This is a genomic window from Stakelama pacifica (assembly GCF_004361835.1).
Classification (GTDB): domain Bacteria; phylum Pseudomonadota; class Alphaproteobacteria; order Sphingomonadales; family Sphingomonadaceae; genus Sphingomonas; species Sphingomonas pacifica.
In genome coordinates this window covers 637,725-655,270 of the sequence record NZ_SNWD01000001.1, presented here as the reverse complement: position 1 = coordinate 655,270, position 17,546 = coordinate 637,725, and the positions used below count along the sequence as shown (strand labels likewise).

General features: G+C 61.7%; 12 protein-coding genes and 1 pseudogene. 4 read left to right on the top strand and 9 right to left on the bottom strand.

What is annotated here, in order from left to right:
* Nucleotides 1-166: 166 nt before the first annotated feature.
* From EV664_RS02955 to EV664_RS02935, 4 genes and pseudogenes are all read left to right on the top strand, one after another.
* Nucleotides 167-457 (top strand): hypothetical protein, encoded by a 291-nt coding sequence (locus EV664_RS02955; protein WP_133494143.1) that lies wholly within the window; start codon nucleotides 167-169, stop codon nucleotides 455-457.
* A 350-nt stretch (nucleotides 458-807) separates the two neighbouring features.
* A pseudogene (locus EV664_RS02950) lies at nucleotides 808-1,355 on the top strand (IS5 family transposase); the annotation flags it as partial.
* Between the two features lie 371 nt (nucleotides 1,356-1,726).
* Entirely contained in the window at nucleotides 1,727-3,793 is a 2,067-nt protein-coding gene (locus EV664_RS02940) for a phosphocholine-specific phospholipase C (RefSeq protein WP_133494140.1), read from the top strand.
* Between the two features lie 161 nt (nucleotides 3,794-3,954).
* Nucleotides 3,955-5,235 carry a POT-type proton-dependent oligopeptide transporter gene (locus EV664_RS02935; protein WP_229668055.1) on the top strand — a complete coding sequence of 427 codons (1,281 nt, stop codon included), beginning with the start codon at nucleotides 3,955-3,957 and terminating at the stop codon, nucleotides 5,233-5,235.
* Here the strand turns inward: EV664_RS02935 and EV664_RS02930 are convergent.
* The 9 genes from EV664_RS02930 to EV664_RS02890 all read right to left on the bottom strand — a co-directional run bounded on the left by EV664_RS02930 (nucleotide 5,211) and on the right by EV664_RS02890 (nucleotide 17,514).
* The gene (locus EV664_RS02930) at nucleotides 5,211-5,966 is read right to left on the bottom strand and encodes a DeoR/GlpR family DNA-binding transcription regulator (RefSeq protein ID WP_268237611.1); all 756 of its coding nucleotides are present in this window, start codon (nucleotides 5,964-5,966) and stop codon (nucleotides 5,211-5,213) included. The genes EV664_RS02935 and EV664_RS02930 overlap by 25 nt on opposite strands.
* Nucleotides 5,967-6,074: 108 nt before the next feature.
* Nucleotides 6,075-9,011 (bottom strand): TonB-dependent receptor, encoded by a 2,937-nt coding sequence (locus EV664_RS02925; RefSeq protein ID WP_229668054.1) that lies wholly within the window; start codon nucleotides 9,009-9,011, stop codon nucleotides 6,075-6,077.
* Nucleotides 9,012-9,412: 401 nt separating this feature from the next.
* On the bottom strand, nucleotides 9,413-10,516 hold the full coding sequence (locus tag EV664_RS02920; RefSeq protein WP_229668053.1) for a sensor histidine kinase: 1,104 nt from the start codon (nucleotides 10,514-10,516) through the stop codon (nucleotides 9,413-9,415).
* Between the two features lie 462 nt (nucleotides 10,517-10,978).
* Nucleotides 10,979-11,701 (bottom strand): response regulator transcription factor, encoded by a 723-nt coding sequence (locus tag EV664_RS02915; RefSeq protein WP_133494136.1) that lies wholly within the window; start codon nucleotides 11,699-11,701, stop codon nucleotides 10,979-10,981.
* Complete coding sequence (locus EV664_RS02910) at nucleotides 11,698-13,185, bottom strand: DUF4153 domain-containing protein (protein ID WP_229668075.1); 1,488 nt, start codon at nucleotides 13,183-13,185, stop codon at nucleotides 11,698-11,700. Before EV664_RS02910 ends, EV664_RS02915 begins: the two co-directional genes overlap by 4 nt.
* A 193-nt stretch (nucleotides 13,186-13,378) precedes the next feature.
* Nucleotides 13,379-13,576, bottom strand: a complete 198-nt coding sequence (locus tag EV664_RS02905; protein ID WP_133494134.1) for a hypothetical protein — start codon at nucleotides 13,574-13,576, stop codon at nucleotides 13,379-13,381.
* Nucleotides 13,577-13,709: 133 nt separating this feature from the next.
* Complete coding sequence (locus EV664_RS02900; protein WP_133494133.1) at nucleotides 13,710-16,028, bottom strand: xanthine dehydrogenase family protein molybdopterin-binding subunit; 2,319 nt, start codon at nucleotides 16,026-16,028, stop codon at nucleotides 13,710-13,712.
* Nucleotides 16,025-17,008 carry an FAD binding domain-containing protein gene (locus EV664_RS02895; protein WP_133494132.1) on the bottom strand — a complete coding sequence of 328 codons (984 nt, stop codon included), beginning with the start codon at nucleotides 17,006-17,008 and terminating at the stop codon, nucleotides 16,025-16,027. Before EV664_RS02895 ends, EV664_RS02900 begins: the two co-directional genes overlap by 4 nt.
* The gene (locus tag EV664_RS02890) at nucleotides 17,005-17,514 is read right to left on the bottom strand and encodes a (2Fe-2S)-binding protein (RefSeq protein WP_133494131.1); all 510 of its coding nucleotides are present in this window, start codon (nucleotides 17,512-17,514) and stop codon (nucleotides 17,005-17,007) included. The genes EV664_RS02895 and EV664_RS02890 overlap by 4 nt, the downstream gene beginning before the upstream one ends.
* Between the last annotated feature and the right edge of the window lie 32 nt (nucleotides 17,515-17,546).

The following is a 17,546-nucleotide window of genomic DNA, read 5'->3' as shown; positions in this document are numbered from 1 at the left end:
ACGTGCGTCGGTCTCTTTCCTGCAATCGGCTCAGAGGAATGTCCCTCGGACCGCTGGCGCCACGACCAGCTGATTTGCTCCTGCCGAGTGGCCCGACTGGTTTGTTATACAAAGGAGCGCGAAGTCTGACTCACGGTTCGCTGGCGCGAGCGGAAGGAGGCTCGCGATGGCAGCGGCGATCGAGGTTCGAAGGCATATCGCGGCGGCGCAGTTGGGCGGGATGAAGCGGCGATGCGCCGATGGCGATCAGGTTCGGCGCCTGATGGCGATCGCCCTGATCCTGAACGACGAACAGCGCGCTCAGCTCGTCGATCAGCTCGGGGCAGGGCCGATCGCGGAGGTGCAGGGTGTGGTGCGCTGGCGGTTGATCGACCTGACGCAACGGGTGTGGGCCGAGTTCGGCCTGTCGCTCACCCGCTATACCCTGAGCCGTGCGCTTCGAGCGCGGGTGGGCTGAGCGTCGATAGAATGGACCTAAATCCGCCAAATTCGGCCAAAAAGGCTCGAAAATGGTGACCCCTACGGGAGGGGTAAGCCGCAAGATAATCTATGCAATGTCAGCGTGTTAACTGCATGTCATTATCGCGTTTTGTGCCACTCTTGTGTCACGTAACACGGCCTTTCTGGCACGCTCTCGCCTGACCGCCAAGGGCTAATTATTTTTGCCGTAACCAACCGAGCTCAACACCTTTTGCCAAGGCGCTGGGTTCTGCACTGCACAAGGTGACTTCTAGGCTCCGGACCGATTAAATCGCTTCCACGAGAGGCGATTGGTTGAGTCAATTACGGCGCGAGGAGGCGCTGCTGTTGTCCGAAGTCTGGTTGCTGAGCGAGGCGCAGATGCGTCGGATCGAGCCCTATTTCCCGTTGTCGCACGGCATCCCGCGGGTCGATGATCGCCGGATCGTGAGCGGCATCATTTTCGTGATCAGGGACGGGCTGCGCTGGCGCGATGCGCCGGCCGCCTATGGTCCGCACAAAACGATCTACAATCGCTTCATCCGCTGGAGCCGCCTGGGTGTGTTCAACCGCATCTTCGCCGAGCTCGCTGCCAAGGGCGGGAAGCCGGACCGACTGATGGTCGATGCCACCCATCTCAAGGCGCACCGGACGGCGGCGAGCCTGCTAAAAAAGGGGCTCTACCCCGAAGTATCGGGCGCACCAAAGGCGGGTTGAACTCCAAGCTCCACGCCGTCTGCGACGGCCAAGGCCGCCCGTTGACCATGCTGCTCAGCGAAGGGCAGATGAGCGACTACAAAAGGGCGGCGCTGATGATTGATGCCTTCCCCAAGGCCAGGGCATTGCTCGCCGACCGGAGCTATGATGCCGACTGGTTCCGTCGCGCCCTGGCCGATGGCTCGTCAACCGGTTGGTCACTGCCCATGCCGGCCACTGGGGCCAGACCAATTTCGAGCCAATCACCAGATTGTCTTAAGCTGCCCTACATTCATGCAACTGAAAATTGATCAGGGAATGACCGAGCGGTCGGCTATATGGAGCGGCAGCTTTCAATTCTGCAAAACGTTCAGGCCTTCCGTGAAGTGCTGACAATGCACCGTCGCCGACATCGCCAATGTTGCGACCTTACGGCGAAACGTACTCTGATTTAATCAACTGTGTGCAAAATGACCGATTCCGTCAAAATAACGTATGATTTTTCGTCCTGTCACGGATTCTGAACATTTCAGGCTTAGCCGTGCGATCATCACAGGATGATTGGGCGGACATGAGCGTAGATCGACGAACTTTCCTTGCAAGCGCCTCCGCAATGGTTGCCACTCAGGGCGGAACGACGAGCGCGTTTGCGCATCCATCACAGCGCGGCTCGATTCAAGATATCGAACATGTTGTGATCCTGATGCAGGAGAATCGTTCGTTCGATCATTACTTCGGTGCGTTGCGCGGGGTTCGTGGCTTTGGTGACCCACGACCGATCATGTTGCCTACGGGGCGAACGGTATGGGGGCAGCGCCGTGCCGATCGCGATGGCGGACAGGTCGCATGGCCGTTTCGGCTGGATTACAACCACAGCAATGCGCGTTGTTTCACTGGGCTTGACCATAGCTGGAAGGACAGTCAGGCGCGCTGGCGCAACTGGGATTGCTGGGCGGCGCAAAAGGGGCCGCTTACGATGGGACATCTGACGCGGGCGGACCTTCCTTATTACTACGCACTCGCCGATCAGTTTACGATCTGCGATTCCTATCATTGCTCGCTACAGGGTCCGACCGGGCCCAACCGCCTGTATCATTTCACCGGCACCAACGGCCTGAGTGTTGGGCTGGAAGGCGAATATTGCGTCACCAACGGCGGCAGCGATCCCAATCCGGGCGCCGATATGGCGCTGGACGACGATAGCGAAGGACTGCCCTGGCGTACCTATGCCGGAAGGCTGGAAGAGGCCGGTATATCCTGGCGTGTCTATCAGGAACTGGCCAACTATTCGGACAACCCGCTCGGCTATTTCAGCGAATTTCGCAAGCTCGACCGCGATTCATCGCGCTACAAGCGTGGTCGCGCATATGTCGATTGGATCGACGGAAAACGCCCCGAAGATCCCGAAAAGACGCAGGCCCGCCATCTGATTGCCGCGTTCGCCGAAGATGTGGCCGCCGATCGCCTTCCTCAGGTGTCGTGGATCGTGCCCATGATGCAGATGAGCGAGCATCCCGATGCGCCCGTTCCGTTCGGCGAAGTGATGATCGGTCGCCTCGTCGCTGCGCTTGCCGCTAATCCTAAAGTCTGGGCGAAGACCGCGTTCATCCTCAATTATGATGAGAATGACGGGTTTTTCGACCATGTCCCGGCTCCGATGCCGGGGATTTCGCCGCAATATGGTGCGAGCAATGTCGACGTTCGCAGCGAAACCTATCAGGGCGAACCGGTCGGCCTTGGCCCCCGCGTGCCCATGATCGTGATCTCGCCCTGGACGCGGGGCGGGTGGGTGAATTCGGAACTTTTCGACCACACATCGGTGCTCCGCTTTCTCGAGAAGCGGTTCGGCGTGGCGGAGCCGAATATTTCTCCCTGGCGACGCGCGACGTGCGGTGACCTGACCTCGATATTTGATTTCGATATTCCGTATGAAGCGCGGTTGGACACGCGCTGGGCTGCTGCGCTTCCGTCGGTTGCCGATTATATCGAGGAAACTGAGGAGTTGTGTGCACACGCGCCGCCGCCCGCCATCGCGACCAGCGAGGGGGTGCCGGAGCAGGAGCATGGCACCCGGCCTGCGCGCCCGCTTCCCTATCGCTTTTCGGTCGAACCTGTCTGGGGCGAGGGCGAATTAACGCTGCGTTTCGTCAATGACGGACCGGTTGGCGTGATATTCGGCGTTCAGGACGAAATTGCCTTTCCCGGCTGGCGCTATTTCACCGTGGCGGCACGATCGCGACTGGAGGAGGCATGGCCGCTCCGCGAGGACGCTCCCCATGCGATCGTGGTGCGTGGACCCAATGGTTTTCAGCGCGATTTTCGTGGGAAGGCGGGACCTGGCCGAATCGAGGCTATGCTGATCTGGTACGATTCCGGGCGCAGCGCTGTACTCCGGCTCCGTAACCAAAGCGGCTCGGCGAGCGAGGTTTCGGTCCATTGCGCCCATACCGGCAAGGTCCTGAAGCAGCGTGTCGAGTCAGCAACAAGTGCGAGCTTCCCGATCACGGTTGCCGGGCATCGCTGGTATGATCTTCAGGTCGATGGGAATACCGGCACGCGGCTTCGCCTTGCAGGCCATATCGAGAACGGGCAGCCGGGGGTCAGCGAGCCAGCGGCGGCATTCCCGCATCCGGTCTAACATTGTTGACGCCGCGCGCGGTTGCCCCGCCAGACCGTCAGCATTGTCATTTCGCTGTTGCGAAAGGGGGATAGCACCGGCGCGCAATGGCCGCGCCCGATTCTCTCTCTGCGATGAAGCGCTCCCCCCTACGCTCGCGGCGTTTTCTTGCGGTCGCGGCGATGGAGTTCTGGGAACGGTTCGCCATGTACGGCGTGAAGTCGCTGCTGGCGCTTATCCTGATCGACCATGTTCTTGCCGGGAACCTCAGCCATGTCGCCGGCGCAGCCATGGTGCGCGAGCTCAGCGCGTCATTGTTCGGCCCGGTATCGACCACAGGCCTTGCGTCTCAGCTTTACGGCTATGCGAACGCGCTGATCTATCTTTCCATCCCACTTGGCGGCCTGTTCGGTGATCTTCTCGATAACCGGCGGGTGATGGTGCTTTTCGGCGGCATCGCGATGCTGGCGGGGCTGGGGATGATGCTCCAGGAGAGCAGTTTTCTGATCGGACTCATTCCATTTGCGGCGGGAACGGGCCTGATGAAGGGGAATCTTTCCGTGCAGATCGGTCTGCTGTTCAGCGACGAGGCGGAGCGGCAACGCGGCTATACGATCTATCTGGGATTTCTGAATGCGGGTGCGATAGGCGGACCACTGATCTGCGGCGCGGTTGCGCTGTATGCGGGGCCCATGGCAGCTATTGGCGTTGCGGCGTTAGCGGTATTGATCGGCCTTGTTCTGTATGGACGATATGGTGAGCGCGACCAAGCTGGCCGTATCGTTTCAACGCCGGGTACCACGGTCCGCGCCGCCCCCGTCATCAACACCGCGCTGCTGATTGCGGCGCTGGGGGCGGTTTATCTATGCTTCGCCGCTTATGAGCAGATCGGGAACATCTTTCTGGTCTGGGCGCGACGCCATGTCGACCTCGATCTGCATGGCTGGCGGATGCCGGTGGCCTGGTTTCTGTCGCTCGACGGACTTGCGACGCTGACCCTGATCGCCGGATGGCAGGCGCTGCTGCGCATGTTCGATCGGCGCGGCGTGGCCATCGAGCCGCTGGTTCAGATCATGGTCGGTACCATCCTGTGCGCTGCCGGATATCTGGTACTCACTATCGCGAGTGCGCTGGACGGCGCGACTCATATCGGCTGGGCGCTTGCCTATCTGCTTTTGGTGGATGCCGCGATCGTGCTGGTCTGGCCTTCCGGGCTCAGCCTGATCGCAGGGCTGGCACCGCGCAATATGGTGGGGTGGTGGACCGGGCTGTTTTACCTGCACGGTTTTTTCGCCAATATCTGTGTCGGCCTGATTGGCGTATATTATGACCGAATGCCGACGCCTGCCTTCTGGCTGTTCCACGCCATGATGGCGACCTTCGGCGGATTTGTGGCGCTCGGCGCCGGTGTCTTGCTGGTCCCGGCACTGCGCTCGCGTCAGGCCACGACCACTTCTGCATGAGCGAAGGCACTCGCATATTCGTCGGTTAGCGGTTCGTCGGTTACAAGAATATCGACGTCACTCAGCTGCGCGGTCTGGATCAGGGCATAGCGGCCAAATTTCGACGCATCGGCACCCAGCAAGACCCGCTTCGACGTTGCATAGGCGATGCGGCTCATGGTCGCTTCGCCGGGGTGAAAGTCCATCAACCCCTGATCGGTGCTGATCCCGCCGACCGAAAGAATGGCGAGATGCGGGGTGAAGCCGCGAACATATTCCTGTGCGGCATGGTCGGAAAATGCTCGATATTCGTAATCCATCTGGCCTGCAGCCAGGAACAGGCGATTGTTGTTGATCCCTCCAAGATCATTCGCGACACCAAGCGAGTTTGTGATCACGGTAAGCGATTTGCGCTCCACCAGCTGGCGCGCGATGAACAGGCTCGTCGTGCCGGAATCGATGAACACAATGGCACCGTCAGGGATCATTTCGGCTGCCGCACGGGCAATTCGCAGCTTGGCATCGGCATTTTCGCCGAGCCGCTGAAGCAACGGGCCTTCCAAAGTGGGTGCGGCAAGCCGGGCGCCGCCATGTTCGCGGATGATGGCACCGTGATCTTCTAACGCGCGCAATTCCCGTCGGATTGTTTCATCCGACACCGAAAGATCGCTGGCCAGCGCATTGACCGACAATGTCCGGCCGCTGCGCAGACGCGACATGATTTCCCGTTGGCGCTTTGACCGCTTATCCATCTTTTCCTTCCCTGTTCCTCGGCACCCATGCCGAAGCGGTGCTGCCTTATGCAAGCAGCTATGTGCCGGGACCCCAGATTTAAGTCCCGGCGCACGACGAAGGAGTGATTAAAAGCCGATGCTTGCTGTCAGACGAACGTAGCGCGGCGTCTGATATGCATTTGGAGAGCGATAATCGGAGTTTGTCGACCCGTCGCTTAACTCTCCAAAATTGTTATAGTTCGTCACCGCCTGACTGTTCAGGATGTTGAATACGTCCAGTCGGATCGATGCATCGACAAAGTCGAGCGGCAACCGCGCTGCGGCGCTGAAGTTGAACTCGGTCCGCCAGTCGCCCTTGAAGGCCGTGCCGCGCGGGACCAGCTTGCCCTGGCAGTAAAAGCCGTAGCCGTGATAGGTATTCGCATAGGCGTCGACATCAACCGGCACCGCGCCGATACAGCTGTAATGCGCCGGTGACTGGACCAATGCGTTCAGACCCAGATCGAGAACATCGAACAGGCGATAACTGCCATAGGCGCGGAAGCTGTGGCGGCGATCATTGGGCAGATAGCCATAAGCACCGTTTACGAAACCGGGCGAATCGAAATCCGCCGATCGGTTGATCGACAGCTGCCCGTTTTCCGATCGCACGCCGCCTTCATAATTACCCTTGTTAAAGGCGAGCGTATAGGATGCCGACAGGCTCCATTTCTGATCAAAGCTGCGGTCGAACGTCAGGGTCAGCGCATCGTAATTGCGCTTCGGATCGGGATATTGCAAATCCGAGGCCTTCAGCGTCGCTGTCGGTGTGCTCCCATCGGGCAATGGATTTAGCTGTACCGTGACATCGCGCCCCGGATTAGCGATGACAAACTGGCTGCCGCCGGGATAGGCGCTTTGGCACGCCTCGGCAGTGAAGCCCTGACCAATGCAATAAGCGCGCGCGCCTGCATCGATCGATATATCCTCGATCACATTGCCGAGGCGGCGATGCGTGAAAGAGGCACCGATGCGGACCTTATCAGCAATCTGGCGCTCTACGCCCAGAATAATCTCGCTGGATGATTGCGGCTTGATGTTGCGATCAATGACACCATCGGGGTTGAACGGCGATCCGTCGGCCGACACTTCGCAATTGGCGATGCCGGTATCGGGACAGTCCCTGGTGTTGACCACCGACAAAATGGGATCGCCGGGATTCGGTATATTGCCTTCCCCGCTGACCCCGTTGAACAGGTTGTAGCGGGTGTAGGTGACCAGGCTGCCTGCGACGTTCAGGTTAATATCGCCTGCCATCGGCAGATAATATTTGCTGTACGAGCCGAAGATACGGGTCCCGCCATCACCGATGGGATCGAATGCAGCGCCAAGACGCGGTGCCCACAGATTGCCGGATTCAAAGAAGGATTCGCCGTTAACGCCCTGATTGCTGAACCGATCGTCGCGAAGCCCGAGGTCGAGGCGAAGCCGGTTGTCGAGCAGCGACCATTGGTCCTGAATGTAAAAGGCTTCGTTGCGGACGTGCGCGGTACCGTTCTGAGCATATACGCGGGTCGTGTAATAGGTCGTGCCGACCGGAAGGCCGATCCGTTCGGCGGATTCGGGCGTCACATTGTAGATTTTGAACGCACCTTCGCCGATCGTCTCGAAGGTTTGCACCTGCGTATCTTTTTCATGATCGTACCCGATGCGCACATGGTGTGCGCCCAGAAGGTGGAATTGCAGGTCCGTGTCGAAGCGATAGAATTCGCGCTCGTTGTTGGTCTTGCTGTACGCATCCGTCACCTTGTTCAGGCCGATCTGAACGCCCGCCGGGTCGGTTCGATAATCTACAACCTGCGGATTGGTGACATCGAGCGGCAGATTGCCCGAGCGCAGCTTGTTGACGCCATAGGCCCCCGAAACCGTCAGCCAGGGTGTGAACGTACCGGTGTAGCGGCCCACATAGTTCTTACCGCCCGCGCGTGCGTTGGTTCCGCCGGTCACTTCGCCCAGTTTATAGGTGTCTCGGTTCCACTCGCGGCTGCGATTTTCGGTTTCGTTACTGGTGTCGAAATAAGTGAATTCGAAATGATGGTCGCCGGTAATATAGCCGTCGATCTTCCCGCCCCAGAACGGGCTGTCGTTGCGCACGCTTGTCGCATTGTCCTGATTGGCCTGCGGCGTCATCGAACGGATGTCCCGCAGATTGTACAGCCCATATACGAACAGATGATCCTTGATGACCGGCCCGCTCGCCTGAAAGATTAGTTCCTCGCGGCTTGCGGTGGCATGGGCATAATCGGTTGTCCGGGTCGACGGCGCATGGTCGCGCAGATCCTTAGGCTCCCAGATGCCGGTCACGCTGGCATGATATTCGTTCGAACCGGATTTGGTGGTGGCAACGACATAGCCGCCAGTAGCACGTCCGAATTCAGCAGGGGCGCCGCCGGTTTTGACTTCGACACTTTGGTAGAAATCGAACGGCACCTCAGTCGGCTGACCACCAGAAACAAAGTCGGTGACATTCAGGCCGTTGATGTAAAAGGCGTTTTCGGTAAAGGCTGCGCCAGCGATCGATACCTGATTGGCGAACCCGGCATTCGACGACGACCCCTGGACCGTGCCTGGGGTGAGCAGCATGACATCGCGCAAGGTGCGACCGATAGGAACCCGATCTTTCAACGTGCCGATATCGATCGTGCTACCGATCGTCGTGTCCTGAAAGTCGGCCACCCGCTCGCGCGAGCCGGTAACGACGATATCGCCCGCTGTGGCTTCTGCCGACACCAGACGAAAGCTGTTCGCGCCGCCAGCCTGGCGGGTAAGCGGAATCGCCGCTTCCGAATAGGTGGCATAGCCCGGCGCTGAAACCGCAAAGTTGTAGTTGCCTGGCGCGAGCTGCGGGATGGTGTAAGCGCCGGTGCTGTCGGTCGTCACTGTACGACTGACGCCGCGGTCGGATGAGGTGAGCTGAACCGTAGCACCCGCGATCGGTGCTCCGTTCTCGCTCGTAACGCGACCGGACGCTGCGATATTGGTGTAATCCTGTGCGCTGGCATAGGGAGCCGAAATCGTAACCACGGGTATTGCGGAAGTAAGCATCAACAACGCGCGCAGCGATGCGCGCGACGAACGTCGCGAAATGCGAATCATCAGAAAAAATCCCCAATATGAGCACGATCGACGCCGTATGCGGCGTTAAGGGAAGCCGATAGAGACCCCTCGTTTATCTTTTGTGACACATCAACATAATATCAACATTTCATCGCCCGCATGCTGGCGAAGGTCTACCAACAGGCGCCATGATTGGCCGCATGAACGAACGGAGGCTTTCGATCGTCGAATTGGGCCCGGGAATGGCCGCTTAGTTCGCGAAAAGCGCCGATTTCGCGCAACCAGCAAATGGCGAATCGCATCTCATTCGTCTTGAATGCCGGGCGTTCCCATCTTGAGCCGGGGGACTCTCGGACGGCCTTAAATCGTCAGGCAAGGAAAATCGGCAATTTCACTTCAAAAACGGCACCGGTTTCCGACACGGCGAGCGAAACCTCGCCCTCGGACGCTCCCAGCAGCGAGCGGGCGATGGCAAGGCCGAGGCCGCTGCCGCCAATTGCGCGATGCGTGGTGAAAAACGGTTCGAATATCCGCTCGCGATCGGCGGCAGGAATGCCGGGACCGTTGTCGGAAATGCGTAAGGCCAGATTGCCTTGCACGTTCGTTGCTTCAAACCGGATCATGCTCGCCCCGGCCTGACGGCTGTTGCCGATAAAGGTGGAAAGCACCGCATCCAGCGACGCTTCGGGGATGACGACGGTGCAAAGATCATCGGGCAGGTCGAACAACACGCGGAAGCTGTCGTCGCTGTGCGCGTCTGCCAGACGGTCGAGGACAGCGCGAAGGTTGGTCGCGACGTTTGGATCGACCGGGCTCATATCGGCGCGCGCGAGATCGAGCAGGCGGCTGACAAGCAGCGACAGGCGCGCTGCGTCAGCATCGGCATTGTTCAGGAACCGCCGACGCTCCTCTGCCGACATCTCATCTGCATGGTCGGACAGGATTTCGAGTGCGCCGCGAATGCCGGTGAGCGGCGTCTTGAATTCGTGGCTCATCGCATGGGCGAAGTCGCGCAGATAGCGGGACCGCCGGTCGATCGCCGTCGCCATGCGGCCGAAATCGGCATAGAGGCCCTGAATTTCCACAGCTGCCGTTTGCGGCGTTTCGGGGATGGTTCCCCGTCCCGTTGCTAGTGAGCGCGTTGCGCGGCCAAGCGCTTCGATCGGCCGGACGATACCGCGCGACAGCACGCCGCTGAGCACGATCAGGATCGCGAGGATACCGAATATGCCGATCAGGATCTTGCCGCGATCCTCGTACAGCCCCTTGAACAGGCTGCGCGCCGAACGCGACAGCAACAGCACCCCGACCACATGACCCTTGACGACGATCGGCCTCGCATGATCGACCGCGCACCGCGGCGGCGCGCGATAGCCATTCGAAGCGATAGACCGCGCGATAGTCAGCGTTCCTTCGAAGAACGGCGCGCGGCTTGCCGGAAAGCGCCGAACGCACTTCGGGCAACGCGGCATAGCTGCTGCCGCGATCCGGGCCGGCAACGATGCGACCTTGCCGGTCGAGCAGCAGGATCGAGGAAAGGGTGGTTTGCTTGGTGCGGGCAAGGATCGGCGCCACCCGCGCAAGGGCCGCGACGGCGTTGGGGGCCGGGCTTTGCCCCGTCTTTGCAGGTGGCGGCCGGTCGGGAAGGATCGGCGTGCTGCTAAGGTCGATGGTTGGCGGTTCCGGATGCACCGCGCCCGCCTCGACCGCCTGAGGCTGCGCGCCGGGCCATAAAGCTTGTGCGGTCGCTGTGAGCGCCGCGCCCTGCGCCACCAGTTCCGCCTCTGTCTGGCGAACCAGCGTGTTTTCATAGACGCGAAGGAACATCGCCGCGATGCCGGGCAGGGCCGCGACGGTGAACAAAGTGGCGAAGACGATGGTGCGCAGCCGCATCCTTGGCCAGCGGCGCTTGATCGCTTCCTTGATGCCAGCGATCATGGCGTTGCGCGTTCGCACGACCCCAGCACATATCCCACGCCCGACCGCGTCTCGATCACGGTGTCGCATCCCAGTGCGGCGAATTTGGCGCGCAGGTTGCGAATATGGCTGTCGATCGTCCGGTCGGTCACCGCAAAGCCGGGGCCGTGCAGTCGGTCGATGATCGCATCGCGGCTGAACACCTTGGACGGCATCGACGCAAGCGTGCGCAGGATCGTGAATTCAGTGACGGTAAGCGCGACTTCCTCGCCATCCCACTGCGCGCGCCAGCCGTCGAGGTCGAGCGTCAGCCGCCCCTGCGCCACATGGTTGCGGCAATGATCGGCTGCCGGTGGGCGCCCGGCGACACGGCGCAGGATTGCTTGCGATCGGGCGACGACCTCGCGCGGGGAGAAGGGTTTGACGACATAATCGTCGCCGCCAAGCTCGATACCGAGGATACGGTCGATCTCGTCATCGCGCGACGAAAGAAACAGGATCGGCACCTCGCTCGATGCACGAAGGCGGCGGCATACCTCCAGCCCGTCCATGCGTGGCATGTTGATGTCGAGGATCACGAGATCGGGATGGTGCGCCTGTGCGCTTGCGAGCGCCGCTTCGCCATCGCCTGCTTCGACCGTGTCGAACGCTGCCTTGCCCAGCGCGAAGGTCAGGAGCTGACGGATATGGGGATCGTCATCGACGATAAGGATGGTTCGCGGCATGGGGCACAGGATCATTGCCGGGCCCCTTTCGTCAACGGTTCTAGTGGTGACGGCGCCGGTTCCGGTTCTGACGGCGGATAGATTGCACCGTCGCACGCCCGGCCATTTGGTGCCGCGATCGGTTTGCGCGGCGAAGGACCGAGCAGCGTTTCGGCACGGGAAAGCCGCCGCGCGCCGCGCCAGGTCCAGTTTCGCCAGTCGTCCTGACGCCAGCGCAGGTCATTCATCGCCTGATCGCTCAGATAGGTTGCCCGGTCGCGAAGTTCGGCGGTTCCGGCGCGGCGTTCCAGTTCGATCAGCGGCAGGAGCGCAGCGCTGCCCAGCCGGTTGAGATAGCAAAGATCGAGGTCCGAGGCGTCCCGCGCATGGCGAACGTTCCAGCTTGCAGCGACTGCGCCAAGGTCAACGACACTTGCAGCGAGCAGCACGAGTGCCGCTGCCAAAGCGTTGGCGTTGATCAGCCATGATGTTGATCGCCCGGTGACCAGCCGCCAGCATATGAGGATCAGACCCACGGCGACCAGTGCCATCCACGCCAGTGCCGACAGCCGCAAAACGGTCATCGAATACGCCTGGATATAGTCGGACAGGCGCAGCACGCTGGATGCGACGAGCAGCACATTTTGTGCGATCCACAGAATAACCAGCGTGCGCACACGCTTATCTTCAGCCGCAGGGCCGCCGGGGCGAAGCGCGACCAGCACGAACAGCGCCGCGAGCAAAGCGGTTGCGATCAGCGTATAGGCGCCGCGGTGCGCATAGTCCGCAAGGGTCACACCATCGGGAAGCGGCGCATTGCTCCACAGGAACACGATGTCGAGCAGGTTTTCGATCGCGAACAGCGCGTTGAATGTCGCGAGCGTGAGCACCAACGTTCCGACGGGAAGTTCGCGGACATTGCGGGGGATCGCTTCCCGCGCACTGCCGAGCCGGATCGAGCGCGGGCGCAAGGTCGGCCAGAGGATGGCCAGCATGAAGCTCCAGAAGATCAGATGGGCGAACACGGACCAGTTGTCGGGCAAGCGGACAAACGCGAATGCGCGCGCAAGCAATGGGTTGGCGCTCGCAAACAGTGCGATGAAAATGGCCCCGCCGATCAATGCCGGAGCGAGTGCTGCTGCAACATTTCGAAGCGTGACGCCGTCGCGTGTCGGCAGGGTGACGATGCGCCGGGCGTCGGCGAACGGCCTCACCACGCCGATCAGGGCGAACGCCGCCAGTCGCAAAAACCACCGGACTGCATCGTCATAGACATGGCGCGGCAACAGCACCGCAGTTCCGATCGCGATCATGCACAGAACCACCGCAAGAAAGCTGGGATCATCGATCAGGATCAGCCCAAGCAGAAAAGCGCTTCCCAGCGCGATCCGAGGTCCCGGGTGCTGGCGAAGCTTAGGATGAACCCATGCAAGTGACGCCACCCACGCAAGCGCAAATACGCCGAGCACAGCGCCGAAGCCTCCCCAATAGAAGAAGATGTCGGCGGTGGTCACGAGCATCACCGCCACTATGACCTTTCGTGCGAAGCTGTGGCATGACCTACAAATGGTCGTCATTGGCAAAACCCCTGAAGATGATCGTTGCTCGGGGTTTTCACGCACGCAGATGAAGCGGCGTCGTGCGATTAATCGAGAGTCTGACCGCTCTTTGTGCAGATTATGTGCAGGCGCACCGACGTCAGTGCTGCAAACATCACGTCAAGCGCGTTTTGGAAATACCGACAGTCGAGAAGCCTACGCTGAGCGGGCGGAGCAGGAAATTCGTGGTGCCCCCGATGAAGCGATAGACGCCGACTTTGAAGTGAATCGTGAGGGCGGCCGCGCTGACGGCTTTGTTGGCGGTTTCCGCCTTCCGAGTTGTGTCCGCTGCCGAGCAAACCGCGTCCTTCATTCTGACCGATGCGAAGATGAATGAAAGGCCGCTTTTGTCGGCCCAGCCTTGCTCGGTGAACGTCGGCTATGTCGGCGGGAACCGCCGAGCGCATACGCATTGCTAATCCGAGTTTCTATCTCGCTCGGGTCAGCTAGCCAAGATTCAGCTTGTCGAGCGTTATCGGCAGGTCCCGCACGCGGATGCCGGTGGCGTTGAAGATGGCATTGGCAACCGCCGCGGCCACGCCTGTCGTGCCGATCTCGCCGATGCCGCGCGCGCCCATCGGCGTTCGCGGATCGGGGATGTCGGTCCACATTACATCGATATCCGGCACGTCGAGATGCACCGGCACATGGTATTCGGCCAGCGAGGTGCTCATGATCCGGCCGCTGCGCTCGTCGAGCAGCGTCTCTTCGGCCAACGCCATGCCGAGACCCATGATCATGCCTCCCTTAAACTGGCTGGCGGCGGTTTGCGCGTTGAGGATGCGACCGCAATCGAAGGCGCCGACCAGCCGGGCGACCCGAATCTCGCCGGTCACCTCGCTCACCCGCACTTCGCAGAAAATGGCCGATGTGCTGTGCATCGAGAATTTGAGCATTTCGAGCGGGGCCGTGCTTTCGCCGATGACGCTCACTTCCTCGCGCCCCGCACGCTTCAGGATCGAGGCGAAGCTTTCGTACCGGGCCGGATCGTCGATTTTTCGCAAGCCGCCGTCGGCAAATCTGACCTCGCCAGGCTTGAGACCCGCCAGCGGCGTGTCGTTGCCCGCGAGACGCAGCAATTGCGCCGCGAGCTTGTCACTTGCCGCGCTGATCGCAGCGCCCAGAGAGGCCGTTTGCGAGGAGCCCCCCGCAAAGCTGGCGAAAGGCAGGCGGGAATCGCCGATCGTCACCGATACGCTGTCGAGCGGCAGGCCGAGGCGGTCCGCCGCATGCTGGCGTTGCACCGTTGCGGTCCCCATGCCCATTTCATGCGCCGCGCTGGCGACATGGGCGTGTCCGCCGGAGTCCAGCGTGATCCGCGCGGAGGTGCCGGGCATGCGGATGAAAGGGAATGTGCCGCTAGCGCAACCCATGCCGATCAGCCATTCGCCGTCCGATCGTGTGCGCGGTTCCGCCGCGCGCCGGCCCCAGCCAATACGCTGCGCGCCCATGTCGTAGGCGGCCATTATGTCGCTCTGCGAATGTGGTGCCCCGCTGACGGGGTCGCAGGTCGCCACGTTGCGGCGACGCAGTTCGACCGGGTCCATCTTCAACGCATGCGCAAGCTCGTCCATTGCGCATTCTATAGCGAAGGTTCCGGGCGCCTCGCCCGGGCCGCGCATGAAGGAATTGGCCAGCAGGTCGAGATCGACATAATGCTGGACGATGTCGAAGCTTTCGCACGCATAGAGCGACCGGCCGGTCAGGCCGAACCCTTCGTCGCAGATGCTGTGGAGCGGCTTGGTGGCATAGCCGTGATGCAGCAGCGCCTTGAGCTTGCCATTGGCGTCGGAGCCCAGCGCCACGCGCTGCTCGGTCTGCGTCCTGCCGCCGACCAGTCGATGCATGCTGGCGCGCGAGAGCCGGACGCGCACCGGCCGGCCAGCCAGTTTCGCGGCGGCGGCGCCCAATATCTGGTGGTCCCACAGCCCCTTGGCGCCGAACCCGCCGCCCACGAAGGGTGAGCTGACGAAAACGTCCTCTTCCTTGATACCGAACACCTTGGCCAGCGAGCCGGCCGTCGCGTTGATCATCTGGGTCGCGTCATGAACGATCAGCTTCTCGCCTTGCCAGGCGATGGTTGCAGCATGCGGTTCGATCGGATTTTGGCTCAGCCACGGCGTATTGTAGGTGGCATCGATCGAGACTGCCGCCTCGGCCAGCTTCCTGGCGGGATTGCCCTTTTCCAGTCGATTACGCTCCATCAGCATGGAGTCCGGCGTGCGGGCGTGGGCCTTTCCTTCCTCGAACCGGGTGCGCGAAGGAGCGGCATCGTAACTCATGCGAACCAGTGTGGCGGCATGATCGGCCTGCTCGCGGGTCTCGGCCAGTATGACCGCCATGACCTGGCCGTTCCACCGGATCTCCGCATCCTGCATCACCGGCAGAGTGTGGTTGCCTGCCGCCTTGAGATTGGTCAGGCCGATCGTGGGCGGCACCTTCATTCTTGGGGCATTGTGGTGCGTCATCACCAGCGCCACTCCGGGCGCTGCTTCGGCCGCGGTAACATCCAGCTCGGCGATCGTGCCGCGGGCAATCGTGGAATGGACGAACGCGGCGTGGAGCAGGTCGTCCATCGGCACCTCGGCGGCGAAGCGCGCGGTGCCGCGCACCTTTTCGGGACCGTCGATGCGCGGCTGCTGAGTGCCGAGCGTAACCCGCTTATCGGCCAGTTGATCGGGCGAGGCACCGGGCAGCCATGCCGCAGGAAGATGGCCGAGCACGGTACGGACGCCGCCGATCAGCGCGTTTTGCAGCTTGCTCATGCGCGCTCTCCTGCCAGCGATGTAAGGACAGCGGCGATGGTCCGCTGCGTCAGTCCGACCTTGAACGCATTGCCGTCCAGCGGCCGTGCTGCCGTCAGTTCCTCGGCTGCTGCGGCGAGGAAGTTCTCGCGGGTTGCTGGCAATCCTTTGAGCGCCGCTTCCGCGCGCGTGGCGCGCCACGGTTTCGCCGCCACGCCGCCCAGCGCGATTCGGACATCAGCGACCTTGCCGTCCACGACCTCCAGCCCGCCGGCCACCGAGATCAGCGCGAAGGCGTAGCTGGAGCGGTCGCGGACCTTGCGATATTCGGAGTGGGTTGCCGACGCACCGGCGGGCGGAAGTTCGACCGCAGTGATCAGTTCGCCCGGCTTCAGCAACGTCTCGATATGCGGCGTTGCGCCAGGGAGCTGGTGAAATTCGGTCAGTGCAACGGTGCGTTCGCCGTCTGGCCCGGCAATATGCACCACGGCATCAAGCGCGGTAAGCGCGACGCACATGTCGGAAGGGTGGGTGGCCACGCAGTCCTCGCTGGCGCCGAGTATCGCGTGATAGCGGTTGAACCCGCCGATTGCATCGCAACCGCTGCCCGGTTGGCGCTTGTTGCACCGCGCGCCCTCGGCATCGTAGAAATAGACGCAGCGGGTACGCTGCATGATATTGCCGCCCACCGTCGCCATGTTGCGGATTTGCGCCGAAGCGCCAGCCAGCAGTGCGCGTGACAGCATGGGGTAGCGGCTGCGGACGAGCGGGTGCGCGGCCAGAGCGCTGTTCTTCACCGACGCGCCGACCAGCAAGCCGCCATTTACGGTCTCGCTGATCGAACCGGGGAGGCGGCTGACATCGACCAGCTCAGCCGCGCTTTCGACATTCTGGCGCAGCAGATCGACCAGATTGGTCCCGCCGCCCAGAAAGCGTGCGCCGCTGTGGGCGCTCAGGGCGTCCGCCCGATCCGAAGCGGTGCGATAGGCGAACGGCGTCATAGCGCTTCTCGCGCCAGCATTTGCTCGATCGCCTCGACGATCCCGTTATGCGCGCCGCAGCGGCACAGATTGCCGCTCATGCGTTCGCGGATTTCCTCGCGCGTAGGGCCGTTGGGGCCGCTGGCGAGATCGGCGGTGACATGGCTCGGGTCGCCGCGTCGCAGTTCCTGCGCCATCGCAATGGCCGAGCAGATCTGGCCAGGCGTGCAATAGCCGCACTGGAATCCGTCATGATCGATAAAGGCCTGTTGCAGCGGATGGAGCGCGCCATCTGGTCCTTCGAGCCCTTCGATCGTGCGCACCTCACGCCCGTCCGCCTGTACCGCCAGCGTCAGGCACGACAGCACCCGTTCCCCGTCCAGCAGCACCGTGCAGGCGCCGCAGGCACCTTGGTTACAGCCAAGCTTGGTGCCGGTGAGGCCCTCCCGCTCGCGCAGCAGGTCGAGCAGCGAAACGCGGGGATCGTCTGGCAGGGGATGGTCGGCACCGTTGATCGAGATGGGCATAAACGCCTCCGTGCTGAGGCCGGCGCGTAAAG